At 70.5% G+C, this 16,752-nt stretch carries 14 protein-coding genes and 1 tRNA gene; 5 read left to right on the top strand and 10 right to left on the bottom strand.

Going from position 1 to position 16,752, the window contains the following annotated elements:
- Window positions 1-61: 61 nt before the first annotated feature.
- A tRNA-Met gene (locus ACFXGX_RS15615) sits at window positions 62-135 on the bottom strand.
- 42 nt (window positions 136-177) lie between these two features.
- Entirely contained in the window at window positions 178-3,153 is a 2,976-nt protein-coding gene (locus tag ACFXGX_RS15610) for a UPF0182 family protein (protein ID WP_384790459.1), read from the bottom strand.
- 164 nt (window positions 3,154-3,317) lie between these two features.
- On the opposite strand from ACFXGX_RS15610, the gene ACFXGX_RS15605 reads away from it, so the two are divergent.
- Window positions 3,318-3,860: a PPA1309 family protein gene (locus ACFXGX_RS15605; protein ID WP_384790365.1), complete on the top strand. Its 543-nt coding sequence runs from the start codon at window positions 3,318-3,320 to the stop codon at window positions 3,858-3,860.
- 24 nt (window positions 3,861-3,884) lie between these two features.
- On the opposite strand, the gene ACFXGX_RS15600 is transcribed toward ACFXGX_RS15605, so the two are convergent.
- From ACFXGX_RS15600 to ACFXGX_RS15585, 4 genes are all read right to left on the bottom strand, one after another.
- A complete protein-coding gene (locus ACFXGX_RS15600; protein ID WP_384790362.1) occupies window positions 3,885-4,982 on the bottom strand; it encodes a PDZ domain-containing protein in 1,098 nt (365 codons plus the stop codon).
- Between the two features lie 240 nt (window positions 4,983-5,222).
- Window positions 5,223-5,408 (bottom strand): hypothetical protein, encoded by a 186-nt coding sequence (locus tag ACFXGX_RS15595; RefSeq protein WP_384790359.1) that lies wholly within the window; start codon window positions 5,406-5,408, stop codon window positions 5,223-5,225.
- Between the two features lie 161 nt (window positions 5,409-5,569).
- Complete coding sequence (locus tag ACFXGX_RS15590) at window positions 5,570-6,031, bottom strand: molybdenum cofactor biosynthesis protein MoaE (RefSeq protein WP_384790356.1); 462 nt, start codon at window positions 6,029-6,031, stop codon at window positions 5,570-5,572.
- A 552-nt stretch (window positions 6,032-6,583) separates the two neighbouring features.
- On the bottom strand, window positions 6,584-7,699 hold the full coding sequence (locus tag ACFXGX_RS15585; RefSeq protein ID WP_384790353.1) for an SDR family oxidoreductase: 1,116 nt from the start codon (window positions 7,697-7,699) through the stop codon (window positions 6,584-6,586).
- Window positions 7,700-7,889: 190 nt separating this feature from the next.
- Between ACFXGX_RS15585 and ACFXGX_RS15580 the strand changes: the two genes are divergently transcribed.
- Together ACFXGX_RS15580 and ACFXGX_RS15575 are read left to right on the top strand one after the other, a co-directional pair.
- Window positions 7,890-9,356, top strand: coding sequence for a zinc-dependent metalloprotease (locus tag ACFXGX_RS15580; protein WP_384790350.1), 1,467 nt, complete (start codon window positions 7,890-7,892; stop codon window positions 9,354-9,356).
- Window positions 9,353-9,874, top strand: coding sequence for an NUDIX hydrolase (locus tag ACFXGX_RS15575; RefSeq protein ID WP_384790347.1), 522 nt, complete (start codon window positions 9,353-9,355; stop codon window positions 9,872-9,874). The genes ACFXGX_RS15580 and ACFXGX_RS15575 overlap by 4 nt, the downstream gene beginning before the upstream one ends.
- Before the next feature lie 186 nt (window positions 9,875-10,060).
- On the opposite strand, the gene ACFXGX_RS15570 is transcribed toward ACFXGX_RS15575, so the two are convergent.
- The 4 genes from ACFXGX_RS15570 to ACFXGX_RS15555 form a co-directional block, all read right to left on the bottom strand.
- Complete coding sequence (locus ACFXGX_RS15570; protein ID WP_384790344.1) at window positions 10,061-10,816, bottom strand: AIM24 family protein; 756 nt, start codon at window positions 10,814-10,816, stop codon at window positions 10,061-10,063.
- A gap of 16 nt (window positions 10,817-10,832) precedes the next feature.
- Window positions 10,833-11,513: an AIM24 family protein gene (locus ACFXGX_RS15565; RefSeq protein ID WP_103548048.1), complete on the bottom strand. Its 681-nt coding sequence runs from the start codon at window positions 11,511-11,513 to the stop codon at window positions 10,833-10,835.
- A gap of 11 nt (window positions 11,514-11,524) precedes the next feature.
- Window positions 11,525-13,228: a TerD family protein gene (locus tag ACFXGX_RS15560; protein ID WP_384790341.1), complete on the bottom strand. Its 1,704-nt coding sequence runs from the start codon at window positions 13,226-13,228 to the stop codon at window positions 11,525-11,527.
- 126 nt (window positions 13,229-13,354) lie between these two features.
- Entirely contained in the window at window positions 13,355-13,951 is a 597-nt protein-coding gene (locus ACFXGX_RS15555; RefSeq protein WP_355763887.1) for a M48 family metallopeptidase, read from the bottom strand.
- A 217-nt stretch (window positions 13,952-14,168) separates the two neighbouring features.
- Here ACFXGX_RS15555 and ACFXGX_RS15550 point away from each other — a divergent pair, with 217 nt between their 5' ends.
- On the top strand, window positions 14,169-15,359 hold the full coding sequence (locus ACFXGX_RS15550; RefSeq protein WP_384790338.1) for a ThiF family adenylyltransferase: 1,191 nt from the start codon (window positions 14,169-14,171) through the stop codon (window positions 15,357-15,359).
- The gene (locus ACFXGX_RS15545) at window positions 15,352-16,728 is read left to right on the top strand and encodes an ABC1 kinase family protein (RefSeq protein WP_384790336.1); all 1,377 of its coding nucleotides are present in this window, start codon (window positions 15,352-15,354) and stop codon (window positions 16,726-16,728) included. Before ACFXGX_RS15550 ends, ACFXGX_RS15545 begins: the two co-directional genes overlap by 8 nt.
- Window positions 16,729-16,752: the final 24 nt, after the last annotated feature.

Below are 16,752 nucleotides of genomic sequence, written 5' to 3'. Positions count from 1 at the left end.
GGGGCGCCCCCCCCCCGCGCCCCCCCTCATCTTTAAGCGCCCCGCCCCCATACGACTTGAGTAGCGGGGACAGGATTTGAACCTGCGACCTCTGGGTTATGAGCCCAGCGAGCTACCGAGCTGCTCCACCCCGCGCCGTTGTGACTCAACCGTACCACGGCGCGGGACGGCCTCTGATCAGCCGCTTCCCGAGCTCTTCTCACTGCTCGGGCTGCCGCTCGGACTGGGGCTGGCGCTGGGACTGCCGCCCTTGTCCGTGCTCTTGTCGGCCGACTTGTCCGCACCGGAACCGCCGGCGGTCTTGTCCGCCTTGGCCTGTGCGTCCTCGGCCCGCTTCAGCGCGTCCTCGAGGTCCTTCTGCGCCTCGCCGTACGCCTTCCAGTCGCCCTTCTTGAGGGCTTCCTGGCCCTGGTCGAAGGCCTTCTGGGCGTCGTTGAGCGCGGCCTGGACCGTCGGGTTGCTCGACGTGGGCGGTTTCGTGGTGCTCTCTTCCGGTGGCGCGGTCGAACTCTCCGCCCCGAACACCTTGTTGAGCGCCTGGCCCAGGGTGTTCTCGAAGGCGGTGCTGCCTCCGTAGGTCACCAACACCTTGCGCAGCAGCGGGTACTTGAGGTCGCCGCCACGGACGTAGACCGGTTCCACGTAGAGCAGTCCGCCGTCGAGCGGCACGGTCAGCAGGTTGCCGTACTCGACTTCCGAGTCGCCACCTCTGAGGAGCCTGATGGACTCGGCGATGGACGGTTCGGAGTTGAACTGGCTCTGTACCCGCTTGGGTCCGTCGACCGTTCTGCCGGTCGGCAGTTTCAGAACGCTGATCTTGCCGTAACCGGGTGTCCCCGCCTCGGCGTTGACCGACACGAACGCGCTCAGGTTGTCCCGGCCGTTCGGTGTCATCGTCGTCGTCAGCGAGAACGCCTGGGACGACTGTCCCGGCAGCTTCATGCTCAGGTAGTACGGAGGCACCGCGCTGCCCGACTTGTTGGTCGGGTCGTCCGGGACCTGCCACACCTCGCTGCCGCTCAGGAACGTCTGGGCGTCCTTCACGTGGTAGCGGGTGAGGAGTTCGCGCTGGACCTTGAACAGGTCCTGCGGGTACCGCAGATGGGCCATCAGCTCCGGCGAGATCGACTCCCTCGACTTCACCGTGTCCGGGAACGCCTTCATCCAGGTCTTCAGGACCGGGTCCTCGGTGTCCCACTGGTAGAGCTTGACCGCGCCGGTGTACGCGTCGACGGTCGCCTTCACCGAGTTGCGGATGTAGTTGACCTGGTTCTGCTGGGCCACCACCGCGCGCTGGTCGTTGGCCGCCGTCAGCGAGTCCGCCGTGGTGTCGCCGAGCGTGGTGCGCGAGGCGTACGGATAGCCGTTGGTGGTGGTGTACGCGTCGACGATCCACTGGATCTTCCCGTCGACGACCGCCGGGTAGGCGTCGCCGTCGATGGTCAGCCAGGGGGCGACCGCCTCGACCCGCTCCTTGGGCGTGCGGTTGTAGAGGATCCGCGAACCCTCGCCGATCGCGCCCGAGTACAGGATCTGCGGCTCGCCGAACGCCACCGCGTAGGCGGCCCGGTTGACCGGGCTCGCCAGGCTGACCCCGCTCTTGCCCTTGTAGCTGGTGGTCTTCTCACCGTTGTCGTCGGAGTAGTCGATCTCCTTCTGGGGACCGCCGACGATCGAGTACTGGGTGGTCTTCTCGCCGTAGTAGACCTGCTGCTCGTACGAGCCGAGGTCGCCCTTGGACGGCAGGTTGTACTCGGTGAAGACCGGGCGGCCCTCGCTGTCGGCCGTGGTGCCCTTGGCCGCGACGACGCCGTATCCGTGCGTGTAACGGAAGTGGTCGTTGATCCAGTTGTTCTTCGGGATACCCGCGAGGTTCAGCTCGCGCAGACCGAGGACGGTGTCCTGCTCCTTGCCGTCCGTGCTGTACCGGTCGACGTCCAGGTTCGACGGGAAGGCGTAGTAGTTCCGCACCTGCTGGAGCTGCTGGAAGGTCGGCGACACGATGTTCGGGTCCATCAGGCGGATGCTCGCGACGGTGTCGGCGTCGTCACGGAGTTCGGCCTTGTCCTTGGTGTCGCTCGCCCCGGCGTAGTCCTGCACGTCGGTGCCGGCGATCCCGTACGCGTCGCGGGTCGCCTTGAGGTTCTTCTCGACGTACGGCGCTTCCTTGGCCTGCTCGTTGGGCTCGACCTGGAACTTCTGGACTATCGCGGGGTACAGGCCGCCGATGAGGACGGCGGACAGCACCATGAGGCCGAAGCCGATCACCGGGAGCTGCCAGGTGCGCCGCCACAGCGTCGCGAAGAAGAGCAGCGCGCAGATGACGGCGATGCAGAACAGGATCGTCTTGGCGGGCAGATACGCGTTCGCGTCGACGTATCGCAGACCCGTCCAGTTGCCGGTCGCCTTGAAGTCGCTGGACTTCACGGCGAGCCCGTACCGGTCGAGCCAGTAGGCGACCGCCTTCAGGGCGACGAAGACACCGAGGAGCACCGAGAGGTGTCCGGTGGCCGCGGCCGTGGCACGCGCTCCGGGGCTGGTGATCCGCAGACCGCCGTACAGGTAGTGCGTGAGCGCGGCGGCGATCAGCGAGAGCACGGCGGCGGCGAAGCCGAAACCGAGCAGGAAGCGGTACCAGGGCAGGTCGAAGGCGTAGAACGAGACGTCGAGGTGGAACTGGGGGTCCTTCTGGTGGAAGGGGACTCCGTTCACCCACATCAGCCACGTGCGCCACTGGCCCGAGGCGGACGCGCCGGCGATCAGCCCCACCAGGGACGTGATCGCGAGCAGCAGCCAGCGCTTGTAGGGCGCGATGCCCATGCGGTACCGGTCGAGGCTCTGCTGCTCCATCGACATGGCGCTCAGCGGCGGGCGCAGCCTGTGCGCCAGCCAGATGTTGAACCCCACCGCGGCCGCCATCAGCAGACCGAAGACGAAGAAGAGCCCGATCTTGGTCCACAGTGTGGTGGTGAAGACCGACGAATAGTGGACCGAGCGGTACCACAGCCAGTCGGTCCAGAACCCCGCGAACATGACGAAGGCCATGGCCAGCACAGCCAGCACGCCCAGTGTCATGAGCAGGGTCCGGACACGCCGGGACGGCCGGCCCACTCTGATCCGCGGCCCCGTCGGGCCTCCGCCGCGGTCCGGCATCTGGAAAGCCAAGGTGCGCACCTCGAAGTCGCTGTCGAATCCGTCAGGCCCCCATGTCGGTGGACCGTCAGCAAGGCTCCGTGATCGAGGAGCCTCATCTATGCAACTTACTCACGCTTTACTCGGTTCCCGATTCAGGTCACGAACGAGGCAGGATTGTGACCATGTCCAACACACCCATGGCAGCGAGCCCCCTGACCCGGGCCGTACTCGAGATCGACGAGTACACCTCCGGCCTCGGCTGGGACCAGCCCGCCCGCCTCTTCGCCCTCGTAGACACCGCACGGCTGCGGTCCCAGGAACCCGGCCTCGCCGCTCAGCTCGGCCTGGAGCAGGAGCAGGAGACCACCGGTCTCACCCCCGTCGAGCAGGAGGAGATCCCTGCCGGCAAGCCGCTGGACGAGTTCCTCGGCACCATCGCCTGGCCCGACGCCGTCGTCGGCTGCGCCCTCACCGTCGAGCGGCTGATGCTGCCGCCGTCCGCGGAGGGTTCGGTCCCGGAGGGTCTGAGCGGCAAGAAGCTCACCCAGTGGGTCGCCGCGCACCCGGACCGCCAGGAGGTGCGCATGACGGTCGGTGTCCTGCGCGACGGCACCCGCGACTCGGCACTGCGGCTGCGCGAGAAGGACGCGGCGACCGAGGTGCTCACGGGCGCGGGCCTCGTACCGGGCCTCGCGGAGGCGCTGTCGGCGACGTTCGCGGACTGACCGGCCACGGAGGAGCGGTGTCCCTCAGCCCTTGGTGGAGCACTTGGGCAGGTCGGAGGTCCGGCCCGCGCCGATGTCCTTGAGGGCCTTCATCGCGTCGTCGATGGTGTCGACCTTGACGAGCCTGAGCCCGTCGGGGGTGTCCTTGGCGGCCTCGGCGCAGTTGTCCTTGGGCGTCAGGAAGTACTGGGCACCCTTGTTGCGGGCGCCGACCGTCTTCATGTCGATGCCGCCGATCGGGCCGACCTTGCCGTTGTCGTCGATGGTGCCCGTGCCGGCCACGAACCTGCCTCCGGTGAGGTTCCCCGGGGTGAGCTTGTCCACGATGCCGAGGGAGAACATCAGACCCGCGCTCGGACCGCCGACGTCGGCGAGCTTGATGTCGATCGTGAACGGGAACGTGTGGTCGGTCCCGGCCGAGATCCCGACGACGGCACGGTCGGTGCCGTCGTCGTCGGACTTGACCGTGGTGATCGTCACATTCTTGGTCGCCGTCGCCGTCGTGTGCTCCTTCGTGGCGGCGGCCTGCTCCTTGGCGGGCACGATCGTGAACACGACCTTCTCGCCCGGCTTGTGCTTGGTGACGAGCTTCGCGACGTCGTCCGGCGCCTTCACGGCCGCACCGTCGACGGCCTTGATGACGTCACCGGCGTGGAGCCGTCCCTCGGCCGGAGAGTCCTTGACGACGGTGGAGACGATCACCCAGGACTTCACGGGGATGCCCAGCTCCTTCAGGGCGGACACCTTGGCGCTCTCCTGGGACTGGCTGAACTCCTCGGCGTTCTCCTGCGTCGACTCCTGCTCGGTCTTGCCGTCCGGGTAGAGCGTGTCGTGCGGCACGATCTTGCTGTCGTGCGCCAGCCATCCGTACACGGCCTCGACGAGGTTCATGTTGTAGTCGGCGCTCGTGACCCGGACCGTGGTCATGTTCAGGTTCCCGGTCGTCGGGTACGTCTTGCGGCCGGAGATCTGCAGCACCGGCTCGCCGTCGTGGTCACCCAGTGTGTTCACCGTGGGACCCGGTGACATCTCCGAGTACGGCACTTTGATGAACACTCCCGCGCACAGGAGCGCGATCAGGATCAGAGTGGAGGCGAGCATCGTCGCGGTGCGGCGTGGCATGGAACGACAGTACGGGACGGTGGTGTAAGCGCACCGTCCGGGCCGTCCGTACGTGGTGGCCCCGAAACACGCCCGAACGGCGCGAATACCGTGTTCCGGGCGTTGCCGCGCCATGTTCCGCACGGCTCCGGACCGCCCGGGCGGGCTCCCTACGGACGGGGCCCGCGGCCCGGTGCCTCGAACGGATCCCTCGAACGCCCGGACGTGTCGCCTCCGCGCGCGCGGTACGGACCGTGGACCTCAGACCGCGTCGGAGTGGGACTTCTCCCGTACGCCGGTCCGCTCCATGGCCTCACGGAAGCGCGTGTATCCGGCGAGCTCGACACCGTCTCCCGCGGCTTTGCGATTCCGGCCGGCCCAACTGCCCCACAGACCGGCACCGATCGCGGCCATCAGCGGAATCAGCAACCAGGCAAGCGCCGCCATGTCGACCTCCCAACCCCATGAGCGACCGCAACTGACTGATCAGCAGATTAACCATCCGCAGTGTCAACGCTCACGGCAGGGCCCCGGTTACGCAACCGGACGGCGGTATCGGGTCGACCCCGGCCCCATGGGTGCCGGGTGCCCGGAGAATCCGGCCGGTCTCAGCAGGCGCCGACCCATTCCTGGGTGCCGTCGGAGAACCTCTGGTGCTTCCAGATCGGCACCTCGTGCTTGAGGTCGTCGATGAGCATGCGGCAGGCCTCGAAGGCCTCGCTCCGGTGCGGGCACGACACGGCGACGATCACGGCCAGGTCCCCGACACGCAGGTCGCCCACCCGGTGAACGGCGGCCAACGCCCGCACCGGATGGGCGGCGGCCACCTTCTCCGCCACGCGGCGCATCTCCGCCTCGGCGGTGGGGTGGGACGAGTACCCGAGCTCGTCGACGTCGGCGCCCCCGTCGTGATTCCGCACGGTCCCCACGAACAACGCGGTCCCCCCGGCGGCGTCGTCCCCGACCGCCTTGAAGACCTCGTCCAGGGAGAGCGGTTCGTCGCGGATCGCGAGCAGCCGGATCGGGTCCTGCGCGGCCCGCTCACCGGGGTGGTCATAGGTAGGTGCCATACCCCCATCGTGCCGCACCCCGCCGGCCCCGAGGAATACACCTTTCCCCCGGCACGCACGCGCCCCACTCGGAGCCTCGTCCAGTACGCCTTCGGCCATCCGGGCCCGGGGAACGGCTGTACGGGACGGCGGGACGGGCGGGAACGGGCGAGGCCTGCGCTCCGGCCTCGGGTCACACCAAGGCTTGGCGATGCGCGGCGCGGCCCGGGGCCGCACAGCGCGGCCCGGTTCGGCGCGGCCTCGGTTCGGCACGGCCCGGTTCAACGCGGCGGCGCACGGCGCGGCACGGCACGGTTCGGCACGGCACGGTTCGGCACGGCACGGCGCGGTTCAGCGCGGCGGCGCCCGGCACGGCCCGGTTCGGCGCGGCGCGGCGGCGCACGGCACGGCATGGTTCAGCGCGGCGGCGCACGGCGTGGGTTCAGCGCGGCACGGCCCGGTTCGACAAGGCGGCGGCCGGCCCGGCGCCCGGTCGGCCGGCCCGGTACTCCCCCGCCGGGATCGTCGCCCCGGCGCCGTTCACTCCGTCGGCGCAGTGGTGCGGCGCCGGTGTCAGAACCTGCGCCGGGCCTTCCGGGCCCGGCGGACCACCGCGGCCGCGCCCAGCAGGGCCACCGTCGCGCCCGCCGCGCCCGCCGCGGTCGCGTCCTTGCGGCCGAGCCGCCGGCCGGCCACCGTGTGCCGCCCCGCGACCTCCTCCAGCAGCTCCGCCAGGACCTCCTCGTTGGTCCAGCGCGGCCGCCATCCGGCATCGTGCAAGCGGCTCCCGCTCACCACCCAGGGGTACATCGTGTAGGCGAGGTCCCCGGCGGGCGACGGGGTGAGCCCGATCCGGTGGAGCCGCGCGGCGGCGCCCAGCGCGACCGCGGACGGCAGTTCCATCCGCCGGATCCCACTCAGCTCCTCCACCTCCTCCTGCTCCAGCCACCCGTCGCACCCGACGGCCAGCTCGCCCTCGACCTTCTCGACGACGGCGTACTCCAGCGCGGCGCACAGGTCCTCGACGTGACAGAACTGCCAGGCGGGCCTCGACCCCGCCACCACGAGCAGTCGGGGAGACTCGAAATACCTGGTCAGGGCGGTGTCCGTGCCGCCGCCGACGAGTACCGCGGGCCGCACGACGGTCACGTTCAGCCCGGGGTGCGCCCGCGGCGCGCGGCGCGCGAGCCGCTCGATCTCCAGCAGGTCGCCGACGCCCGTCGCCTCGGCCGTCGCCCGCAGCTCGGCGTCCTCGGACAGGGGCAGCTCGTTGTCGGGCAGCGCCCCGTAGACCATCGCGGACGTGCACAGCACGACCCGGTGGACCCCGGCCGCCGCGGCGGCGGTGAGCACGGTCTGCGTCCCGCGGACGTTGTACGCCGTCCGGGCCGCCGCGTCCGTCTCCAGGTCGAGGTCGAGCGCCAGATGGACCACGACGTCCGCTCCGCGCAGCTTCTCGGCGATCGCCGGGTCCCGGACGTCCAGGATGTGCCACTGGGCGTCGGCGCAGTCGCCGCGCCGCTCGTCGATGGCGACGACCTGCCGGATCTCCTCGCTGGCGGCCAGCCGCTCGGTGAGCAGCGCGCCCACACCGGCCGCCGCGCCGGTGACCGCGACGACGGGGCCGCGCGAAGCTGGGCTGGTTGAGTGGTTTCGCGCTGCGCGAACCTGAGGATCTGGGGAACTCACCGGGCGTCTCCAGCGGTTGTCTTCAGTAATGGACGCGTGTGACGCGTCCCTACCAGGTGGCATCCATCCTGCCGCAGGCGACGAGTCGGCGAAGCACCGAGGCCCGATCGGGTTCAGGTGTCTACGCTGGGTGGTGTTGTGGGCAGCCGCCGTCGGCACGAACCGGCGGCCTTACCAGCCGAGGAATCCCGTGAGTGACACCCCATTCGGATTCGGCCTTCCGCCGGAGGAGCCGGACAACGGCGACGAGGGCAAGAAGAAGGACCAGCAGAGCGGCGGTGGTCAGGGACCGTTCGGTTTCGGGCCGCCCGGAGCCGGCGGCCCCGGAGCCGACAATCCGCTCGCAGCGATGTTCGGTTCGATGAACCCCAACGACCTGGGCGCCGCGTTCCAGCAACTGGGCCAGATGCTCTCGTACGAGGGCGGCCCGGTGAATTGGGACATGGCCAAGCAGATCGCCCGGCAGACGGTCGCCCAGGGCACCTCGGACGGCACCAAGGACGCGAGCGTCGGACAGTCCGAGCGGCTCGCGGTCGAGGAGGCCGTCCGGCTGGCCGATCTGTGGCTCGACGACGCGACGTCCCTGCCGTCCGGTGCCGCCTCCGCGCTGGCCTGGAGCCGGGCGGAGTGGGTCGAGGCGACCCTGCCGGTGTGGAAGGAACTCGTCGACCCGGTCGCCGAGCGGGTCGGCGCGGCCATGGGCGATGTGCTGCCCGAGGAGATGCAGGCCATGGCGGGCCCGCTGATCGGCATGATGCGCTCCATGGGCGGCGCCATGTTCGGTACGCAGATCGGCCAGGCCGTCGGTGTGCTCGCGGGCGAGGTCGTCGGCTCGACCGACATCGGTCTGCCGCTCGGCCCGGTCGGCAAGGCCGCGCTGCTGCCGCTGAACATCGAGTCGTTCGGCAAGGACCTGAGCGTCCCCCAGGAGGAGGTGCGGCTCTACCTCGCGCTGCGCGAGGCCGCCCACCAGCGCCTCTTCGCGCACGTGCCGTGGCTGCGCTCTCACCTGTTCGGCGCTGTCGAGGGATACGCGCGCGGGATCAAGGTCGACACCGCGAAGCTGGAGGACGTGGTCGGCCAGTTCGACCCGCAGAACCCCGAGGAACTGCAGCAGGCGCTCCAGCAGGGCATGTTCCAGCCGGAGGACACGCCGGAGCAGAAGGCGGCGCTGGCCCGCCTGGAGACGGCGCTCGCGCTGGTCGAGGGATGGGTGGACGCGGTCGTCCACTCGGCGGCCAAGCCGCGGCTCTCGTCGGCCGACGCGCTGCGCGAGACGCTGCGCCGCCGCCGCGCCACGGGCGGTCCCGCCGAGCAGACGTTCGCCACGCTGATCGGTCTCCAGCTGCGCCCCCGCCGGCTCCGCGACGCCTCGCGCCTGTGGGCCTCGCTCACCGACGCGCGCGGTGTGGACGGCCGGGACGGCCTGTGGGCCCACCCGGACATGCTGCCGACGGCGTCCGACCTGGACGACCCGGACGGCTTCGTGCACCGCGAGCACATGGACTTCTCGGAGCTCGACAAGATGCTCGGCGAGGCCGCGAGCGGCACCGCCGAGAAGCCGGACCTGAAGAAGCACGACGCCTCTGACGCCTCCGACGACTCCAAGGACTCCAAGGACTCCAGGGACTCCGACAAGGGCGACGGCGCCGAGTGAGCCTGCACGACGACGCGGTCCTCGTGCTGAAGAGCCACGAGGACCAGGACGAGCTGCGCCAGGTCTATCTGGACCATCTGTCCGAGCATGCGGACGGGATGTGGAAGGCTTGCGACGCCGGGCACATCACGGCGAGCGCCCTGGTGATCGATCCGTCGCGCGGCCGCGTCCTGCTGACGCTGCACCGCAAGCTCCGGATGTGGCTGCAGATGGGCGGGCACTGCGAGCCGGGCGACGCGACCCTGGCCGAGGCCGCCCTGCGCGAGGCGGCCGAGGAGTCGGGCATCACGGGCCTGACCCTGCTGCCGGGCGGTCCCGTGATGCTGGACCGGCACGCCATCCCGGCGCCGTGCCACTGGCACCTGGACGTCCAGTACGCGGCCCTCGCCCCGGCCGACGCCGTCGAGGCGATCAGCGACGAGTCCATCGACCTGCGGTGGTTCGCGTACGACGAGGTCGCCGAGGCGGCCGACGAATCGGTCGTACGACTCCTGGAGGCGACCCGCGCCCGGCTGTGACCGGCGCGAGGACCACCGAGGTGAAGAAGGCCGGCGACGTGCGAGAGGCCAGTGACAGGTAAGGGGCGACCGCCAATGGCGACCGCCCCTTACCGCTGCTCACCGAACCGTCGAAGCCCGTAGGGCGAAACGGTCCGCCCCGACGTCGTGGCGGAACGGTCCGCCCCAGATGTCAGGGCGGAAGGGTCAGCTCCAGGCGTTGCCCTGGTTCTGCGCCTGGACGCCCTGCTGCCCCATGCCGTACTGGGCACGCAGCCCCTGGCCGATCACCGCGTTCTGCGGCGGCAGCAGTTCACTGGGCTGCACGAGCGCGTAACCGCTGCCCATGAAACTGAGCTCCCAGCCCTCACCGGTGTTGCCCCGGCGCCGCCACACACCCGAGGAGTGCGTCTGGGCCTGCATCTGCACCCTCAGGCCGGTCGACCACGCGACGATCGCGTCGGCGTCGCAGTTGACGTACTTGTCCGGGGTGACCTGCATCATCAGCGGCACTCCGGAGGTCACCAGCGCGACCTTGCCGCGGCCGGTGATGTTGAGCTGGTACTTGCCGGAACCGGAGATGCCGTACTGGCTGTCCACGGCGATGACCTCGTGGTGCAGCCCGGAGTCCATCGCCAGCACATAGCTGCTGTCGACGGTCAGGCCGTCCTGGTCGACGTCGAGGATGTGCACGTGCTGGCCGAGGTTGGCGAGGTAGACCGTGCCCTGCCCGTGGCAGCGCATCAGGTCGAGGCCCTCACCGGTGTACGCACGCGCGCGGTGCTGGCTGTTGTTCTGGTACTCGGCGTCGAACTCGACGAGACCCTGGTACGCGACCATGGTGCCCTTGCGGGCGAGGATGTCGTCGTGACCCTCCAGGACGATGCGCAGCATCTGCGAGTTCTGCAGGCTGTAGCGGTCCTGGGTCTGCTGCTCGTTGTAGCCGAAAAGCGGGCTCTGCATGATGTCCTGCTCCCCCTCAGCCCCGGACTCGGAGGCGGTCGGTGCTGTCCTCGCTGGGCTGGACGACGACGATGCCCTGCCCGGAGAACGCCATCTGGAACGCCTCGCCGCTGCCGCGTCCGATGAGCGACTGTGCCTTGAAGCTGCGCTTGCCCTTCACCTTGAGGTTCGGGGACCAGGCGACGAGCGCGTCCGGGTCGACGTACGTCTCGTCCTCACCGCCGCCGCAGTCGACGACGATCGGCTTGCCGCGGGAGGTCAGCGCCACCCAGCCCTGGCCGGAGATCTTGGTGTTCCACAGACCCTGTCCGGCGAACTTGGCGAGCCCCTTGACCCGCTCGACCCCCCAGGTGAGGTGGGCGTCGAAGGCGAGCAGATTGGTCGCGTTGACGGAGATCGCGTCACCGTTGAGGTTGATGACGACGACGTTCGCCCCGTAGTCGGCGAGGTAGAGCAGCCCGTCGCCGGAGCACTTCATGAGGGGCGCGCCCTCGCCGGTCATCCAGTCACGGGCGATCTGGCGCACGGCGGGCGGGTTGGGCTCGTACTGGACGAACCCTTCGTAGGCGACCATCGACCCCACGCGCGCGAGGAGGTCGTTTCCGGTCTGCATGGCGACCTTCAGCATGTGATTGCCGTGGTTCTCCATGCGCGCGGTGACGGGTGCAGGGGCGAAGCCCGCGAGTGGCTGGTTCATGACGGGCTCCCTCAGACCTCGTACGGCTGGACGACGACGAAATTGCCGGGCGCGGCACGGAACTGGAGGTTCACGCTCTCGCCCGTGTCACCGGCGTAGGCGTTCCGGCGCATCCTCACCTGGCTGGAGACGATGACCTGCGCGGCGGCGGACCAGGCGACGACGGCGTTGCAGTCGGCGAATGTCGTGGGCGTCACCGGCAGGACGACGGGCGCGCCGTGCGTCTTGACGACGATGGTGCCCGTGCCCTGGAACTGCATCGTGAACAGCGCGCCCCCGGGGATGCCGTGCCCCTCGATGCGACGGACCTCGTACTGGAGGGACTCGTCGAAGGCGAGGACGTTCTCCGCGGAGACGCAGATCGCGTCTCCCTGGAGCTCGATGGGGTGCACATGGGTGGCGTTCTCGGCGAAGAACACCTGGCCCTGGCCGGTGCAGCGCATGAGCTGCATCTCCTGGCCGGTGGCGTTGCCCACGAGCCGGCCGGCGAACCCGGCGCCCTTGTAGCTGAAGTCGACCTTGCCCTGGTACAGCACCATGCTGCCCTGACGGGCCAGTACGGGCTGGCCGCCGATACCGAGGTCGACGCGGATGAGCTTCTTGTTCTGCGGAGTCCACCGCTGGCCGGTGGGCGTCTCCTTGAAGGCACTCAGCGCGGCGGTCACACCAGCCCCGCCCTGCGGAGCGCCCTGGGGTGCGCCGTAGGGGGACGGGGCGCCGGGCTGGCCCGGGTACTGCCCGGGTGCCTGGCCCGGGATCTGGCCGTAGGGCGGCTGCTGGCCGTAGCCGGGGGGCGCCGTCGGGGGCTGCTGACCGTATCCGGGAGGAGCGGTCGGTGCCTGCTGGCCGTAGCCGGGGGGCATCTGGGCCGTCTGGCCGGGCGGCTGCTGGCCGTAGCCGGGCGGCGGACCGGGCGGCTGCCCGTAGGGCGCGGGGCCCGGCGGCGGAACGGTGCCGCCCGGCGGGGTGTGCAGCGGCGCCACGATCGTCGGCGCGCCGTGCATCGAGGGCGCGGGGGCGGGCGTGGGAGGGTGCGGCGCGCCACCGGGGGGCGGCGCGAAGCCCTGCGCGGGCGCCGGAGCAGGAGGCGCGGGAGCGGGCGCCGGCGGCGCGCCGAACGTGGGCGGGGCGAACGACGGAGCCGCGCCGGGCTGCGGCTGCGACTGCGGGGCGGCGGCCGGCTCCTCCTCGGCGACCTCGCCGCCGAAGTTCTTCAGCAGCGCGTCGAGGCCGCCGTCGAAGCCCTGTCCCACCGCCGCGAAGCGCCAGACGTCCTTGAGGTAGAAGTCGCCCAGCATCACGGCGCGTTCGGTGGAGAACTCGGCACCGCTGAACGCGTACCGGGCCACCTCCTCGCCGCCTGCGACGACGCGCACGTATCCGGGTGCGATCTGCGACATCTGTCCGGCGCCGTCGATCGTCGCCGTGAACGACAGCTTCTGGATCTGTGCGGGAATCCGGTCGAGGGTGACCCGGAAGGACTCCGTGTCACCCGACTGCGCGCCGAGGAGCTGAATGGACTCCTCGGGGGACTTCGGCTGGTTGAAGAAGATGAAGTACCGGTCGTCCGACAGCCGCTCGTCGGCGTCCAGGCCGAAGCAGCTGATGTCGAAGGTGAGTCCGGGGCCGGTGATCTGCACACCTACGTACAGATCCGTGCCCGCGGTGAGGTCACTGATCTTGGCCTTGTGGCCGCGTTGGAATTCCCTGGCCATGCGTAACGACCGTCCCCCATCCCGAATACGAGTGCGTCGCGTCAGGCTAACGGCAAAGTCCGGAAGTGGACGAAGCCGGTGCAGACCCGGTACACAATCGCACTCCCGGCGGGACGATTCGCCCCGCTACTCGTCGCGTGCCGCCGGGAGGTGGGGCAGCCGGTCCGCGGCGACGACGCCTTCGAGGTAGCCGCGGGCACGCTCGGTGCGCGGATAGGCCTCCAGAAGCCGCCAGAAACGGGGCCCGTGGCCGGGCACCAGCAGATGGGCGAGCTCGTGGAGGAGGACGTAGTCGACGACGTACTCGGGCATGCCCTGCAGCCGGTGCGACAGACGGATGCTGCCCTCGGCGGGGGTGCAGGAGCCCCAGCGGGTGTTCTGGTTGGTGACCCAGCGCACCGACGACGGCCGCGCCCGACCGTCGAAATAGTGGGCCGACAGCCGCTCGGCGCGTTCGGCCAGCTCGCTGTCGCCGAGCACACGCCTGCTCTCCTGGGCCGCCAGTTTGTCGAGCATGACGGTCACCCAGCGCTTCTCCTCCGCCTCGGACATCCGGGCGGGGATGAGTACGACGGTGCGGTCGCCCTCGCGGTATGCGGAGACCGTTCTGCGCCGTCGGGCACTCCTGCGGACCTCGATCGCGCTCGCCCCCGAACCGCTCGGCGGCGGGCTCGTCGTGCTGCGCTGAGATGTCGCGACGCTGTGCGGTGGGTCGGCGGGCACGCCCCGACGTTACCTGCTGCGCATGGCGAAAGTCCCGCCCCCGGGACGGTTCGATGCCGATCCGCGCCCTGCCCGATTGATTCGTACGACGAACGGTGCCATCTGTGGACAACTTTCGGCGGGGTCCGGCGGGCACGGGCATGCTGGCACTCGGTCCGCGCTGCGGGAGTGCGCCGCGGACATACGGGGACGTACTACAGGTCTACGGGGGTAGGTCATGCATCCGATCGTGAAGCCGGCTCTGCGGCGCGGCTGGCGGGATCTCAACACCGTGCAGTTCGGGATGACACCGGCGCACGCGATGGTGCTGGGCCCGATGGACACGGCGACCGGCAGCTTCCTCGAACTGCTCGACGGGACACGCGGAATGCCGCTGTTGCGTGAGCAGGCACGTGGGATGGGGCTGCCCGACGGCCATGTGGACGGCCTGGTGGACCGGCTGGCCGGGTCCGGTCTCCTGGACGACTCGACCGGAGGCGGCCCGGCCGCGGACGCGCTGCGCGAGAAGAAGGAGGTCATGGACCGGCTGCGGTCGGACCTCGCCTCCCTCTCCCTCCTCGCCCGCGAGCCCGGCGGCGCCGCCGGGCGTCTGGCCGCCCGCCGCCGGCTGCGCGTACGGGTGCTGGGCGCCGGCCGGGTGGGAGTCGTACTGGCCGCGCTGCTCGCGGGCGCCGGCGTGGGCGAGGTCGACGTGCGTGACCTCGGCCGCGTGGAGCCGTGGGACGTGGCGCCGGGCGGGCTTCCCGTCGAGTCCGTCGGCGAGCGCCGGGAGGACGCGGCCCGGCGGGCGGTGCGCCGGGCCGCCCCGGACCGACCGCCCCGCACTGTCACCAGGGAAGGGAAGGGGGAGGAGACGCGCGGACTGTCCCTCGTCATCCTCGCTCCCCGGGACGGTCTCGCCGTCCACGCGCCGGACCCCGCGCAGACCGAGGGTCTGATCGCCTCGGGGACACCCCATCTCTACGCGGGGGTCGTCGAGGCGACCGGAGTAGTGGGTCCTCTGGTCCTGCCCGGCGACACCGGCTGCGCGGGCTGCCTGGACCGGCGGCGCGCCGACATGGATCCGACCTGGCCGCGCCTGGTCGCGCAGTGGCGCTCCGGGCGGCAGCGGCGGGTGGGCGCGTGCGATCTCGCCCTGGCCGCCGCGGTCGCCGGACTCGCGGCGAGCCACGCGCTCGCCTTCCTGGACGGGGATCCGCCCGGCTGCGCGGGGGCCCGCTGGGAGGCGTCACTGCCCGGCTGCGCGTGGCGGGCGACGCCGGTCGCGGCACACGCCGCCTGCTCCTGCGGCACCGTGAGGAAAACAAATGGTGAGCGAACCCCCGAGGACGGCGAAGCACACGAGAGAATGGCGGGGCGACAGCCGAACGCGGCACAGCTTGCTGGGACCTGGAGGGCGCATGTCTGATCTTCCCCGGAAGGCAGTCACCCGGACTGCCAAACTGGCCGCTCTGCCCATCGGCTTCGCCGGGCGGGCGACCTGGGGGCTCGGGAAGCGGATCGGCGGGAAGTCGGCGGAGATCGTGGGCCGCGAGCTCCAGCAGCGCACGGCCGAGCAGCTCTTCAAGGTCCTCGGGGAGCTGAAGGGCGGTGCGATGAAGTTCGGGCAGGCACTGTCCGTGTTCGAGTCGGCACTGCCGGAGGAGATCGCGGGCCCCTATCGGGCGGCGCTGACGAAACTCCAGGACGCGGCGCCTCCCATGCCGACGCGCACGGTCCACTCCGTGCTGGAGAAGCGGCTCGGCGCCGACTGGGCCGACCTGTTCGTGGAGTTCGAGGACAAGCCGTCGGCGGCGGCCTCGATCGGCCAGGTGCACCGGGCGGTGTGGCACGACGGCCGGGAAGTCGCCGTCAAGGTGCAGTATCCGGGGGCGGGCGAGGCTCTGCTGTCCGACCTGACCCAACTCAGCCGCTTCGCCCGGCTTCTGGGGCCCTTGATCCCCGGAATGGACATCAAGCCGCTCATCGCGGAGCTGCGCGACCGGGTCTCCGAGGAGCTCGACTACGGCTTGGAGGCGCAGGCCCAGGCGACGCACGCCGAGGAGTTCGCAGGCGACCCCGACGTGCTGGTGCCGGCTGTGGTCCACCAGTGCGATCAGGTCCTCGTGACGGAATGGATCGACGGGGTGCCTCTGTCGGAGGTGATCAACGACGGCACGCCGGAGCAGCGGGACCGTGCCGGCCAGTTGCTGGCCCGCTTCCTCTTCTCGGGCCCCGCCCGCACCGGTCTGCTGCACGCCGATCCGCACCCCGGCAACTTCCGTCTCCTGCCGGACGAGGACGGCGGCTGGCGCCTGGGTGTCCTGGACTTCGGCACGGTGGACCGGCTTCCCGGCGGTCTGCCCCAGCCGATCGGTGATTCCCTGCGGATGACCCTGGACGGCGACGCCGAGTCGGTCTACGAACTGCTCTGCGAGGAAGGCTTCGTCAAGGAGTCGATAGACCTCGAACCCGACGCGGTCCTGGACTACCTCCTGCCGATCATCGAACCGGCCGAGGCGGACGAGTTCACCTTCACCCGGGGCTGGATGCGCAACCAGGCCGCCCGTATCGCCGACCCGCGCTCCCCCGCCCATCAGTTGGGCCGGCAGTTGAACCTGCCGCCCGCCTATCTCCTCATACACCGGGTGACCCTCAGCACCATAGGGGTCCTGTGCCAGCTCGGCGCGACGGTCCGGCTGCGCGACGAACTGGAGCAGTGGCTGCCGGGGTTCGTGCCCGAGGAGGAGCTGGAGGACGAGGAGTTGGGCGAAGAGGTGTCGGCCGCCGAGGCGTGAGTCCGCGCCCCGGGCCCGGCCGGC

Origin of the sequence: Streptomyces sp. NPDC059371 (assembly GCF_042751995.1) — a bacterium.
In the GTDB taxonomy this organism is placed as follows: domain Bacteria; phylum Actinomycetota; class Actinomycetes; order Streptomycetales; family Streptomycetaceae; genus Streptomyces.
This window is presented reverse-complemented; position numbering and strand designations above follow the sequence as displayed.

Bases quoted from the DNA above. Each gene is read 5' to 3' on its own strand.
- ACFXGX_RS15545 (WP_384790336.1), top strand. From the start codon at position 15,352: ATGTCTGATCTTCCCCGGAAGGCAGTCACCCGGACTGCCAAACTGGCC.
- ACFXGX_RS15565 (WP_103548048.1), bottom strand. From the start codon at position 11,513: ATGAACCAGCCACTCGCGGGCTTCGCCCCTGCACCCGTCACCGCGCGC.
- ACFXGX_RS15570 (WP_384790344.1), bottom strand. From the start codon at position 10,816: ATGCAGAGCCCGCTTTTCGGCTACAACGAGCAGCAGACCCAGGACCGC.
- ACFXGX_RS15600 (WP_384790362.1), bottom strand. From the start codon at position 4,982: ATGCCACGCCGCACCGCGACGATGCTCGCCTCCACTCTGATCCTGATC.
- ACFXGX_RS15560 (WP_384790341.1), bottom strand. From the start codon at position 13,228: ATGGCCAGGGAATTCCAACGCGGCCACAAGGCCAAGATCAGTGACCTC.
- ACFXGX_RS15610 (WP_384790459.1), bottom strand. From the start codon at position 3,153: ATGCCGGACCGCGGCGGAGGCCCGACGGGGCCGCGGATCAGAGTGGGC.
- ACFXGX_RS15595 (WP_384790359.1), bottom strand. From the start codon at position 5,408: ATGGCGGCGCTTGCCTGGTTGCTGATTCCGCTGATGGCCGCGATCGGT.
- ACFXGX_RS15550 (WP_384790338.1), top strand. From the start codon at position 14,169: ATGCATCCGATCGTGAAGCCGGCTCTGCGGCGCGGCTGGCGGGATCTC.
- ACFXGX_RS15590 (WP_384790356.1), bottom strand. From the start codon at position 6,031: ATGGCACCTACCTATGACCACCCCGGTGAGCGGGCCGCGCAGGACCCG.
- ACFXGX_RS15605 (WP_384790365.1), top strand. From the start codon at position 3,318: ATGTCCAACACACCCATGGCAGCGAGCCCCCTGACCCGGGCCGTACTC.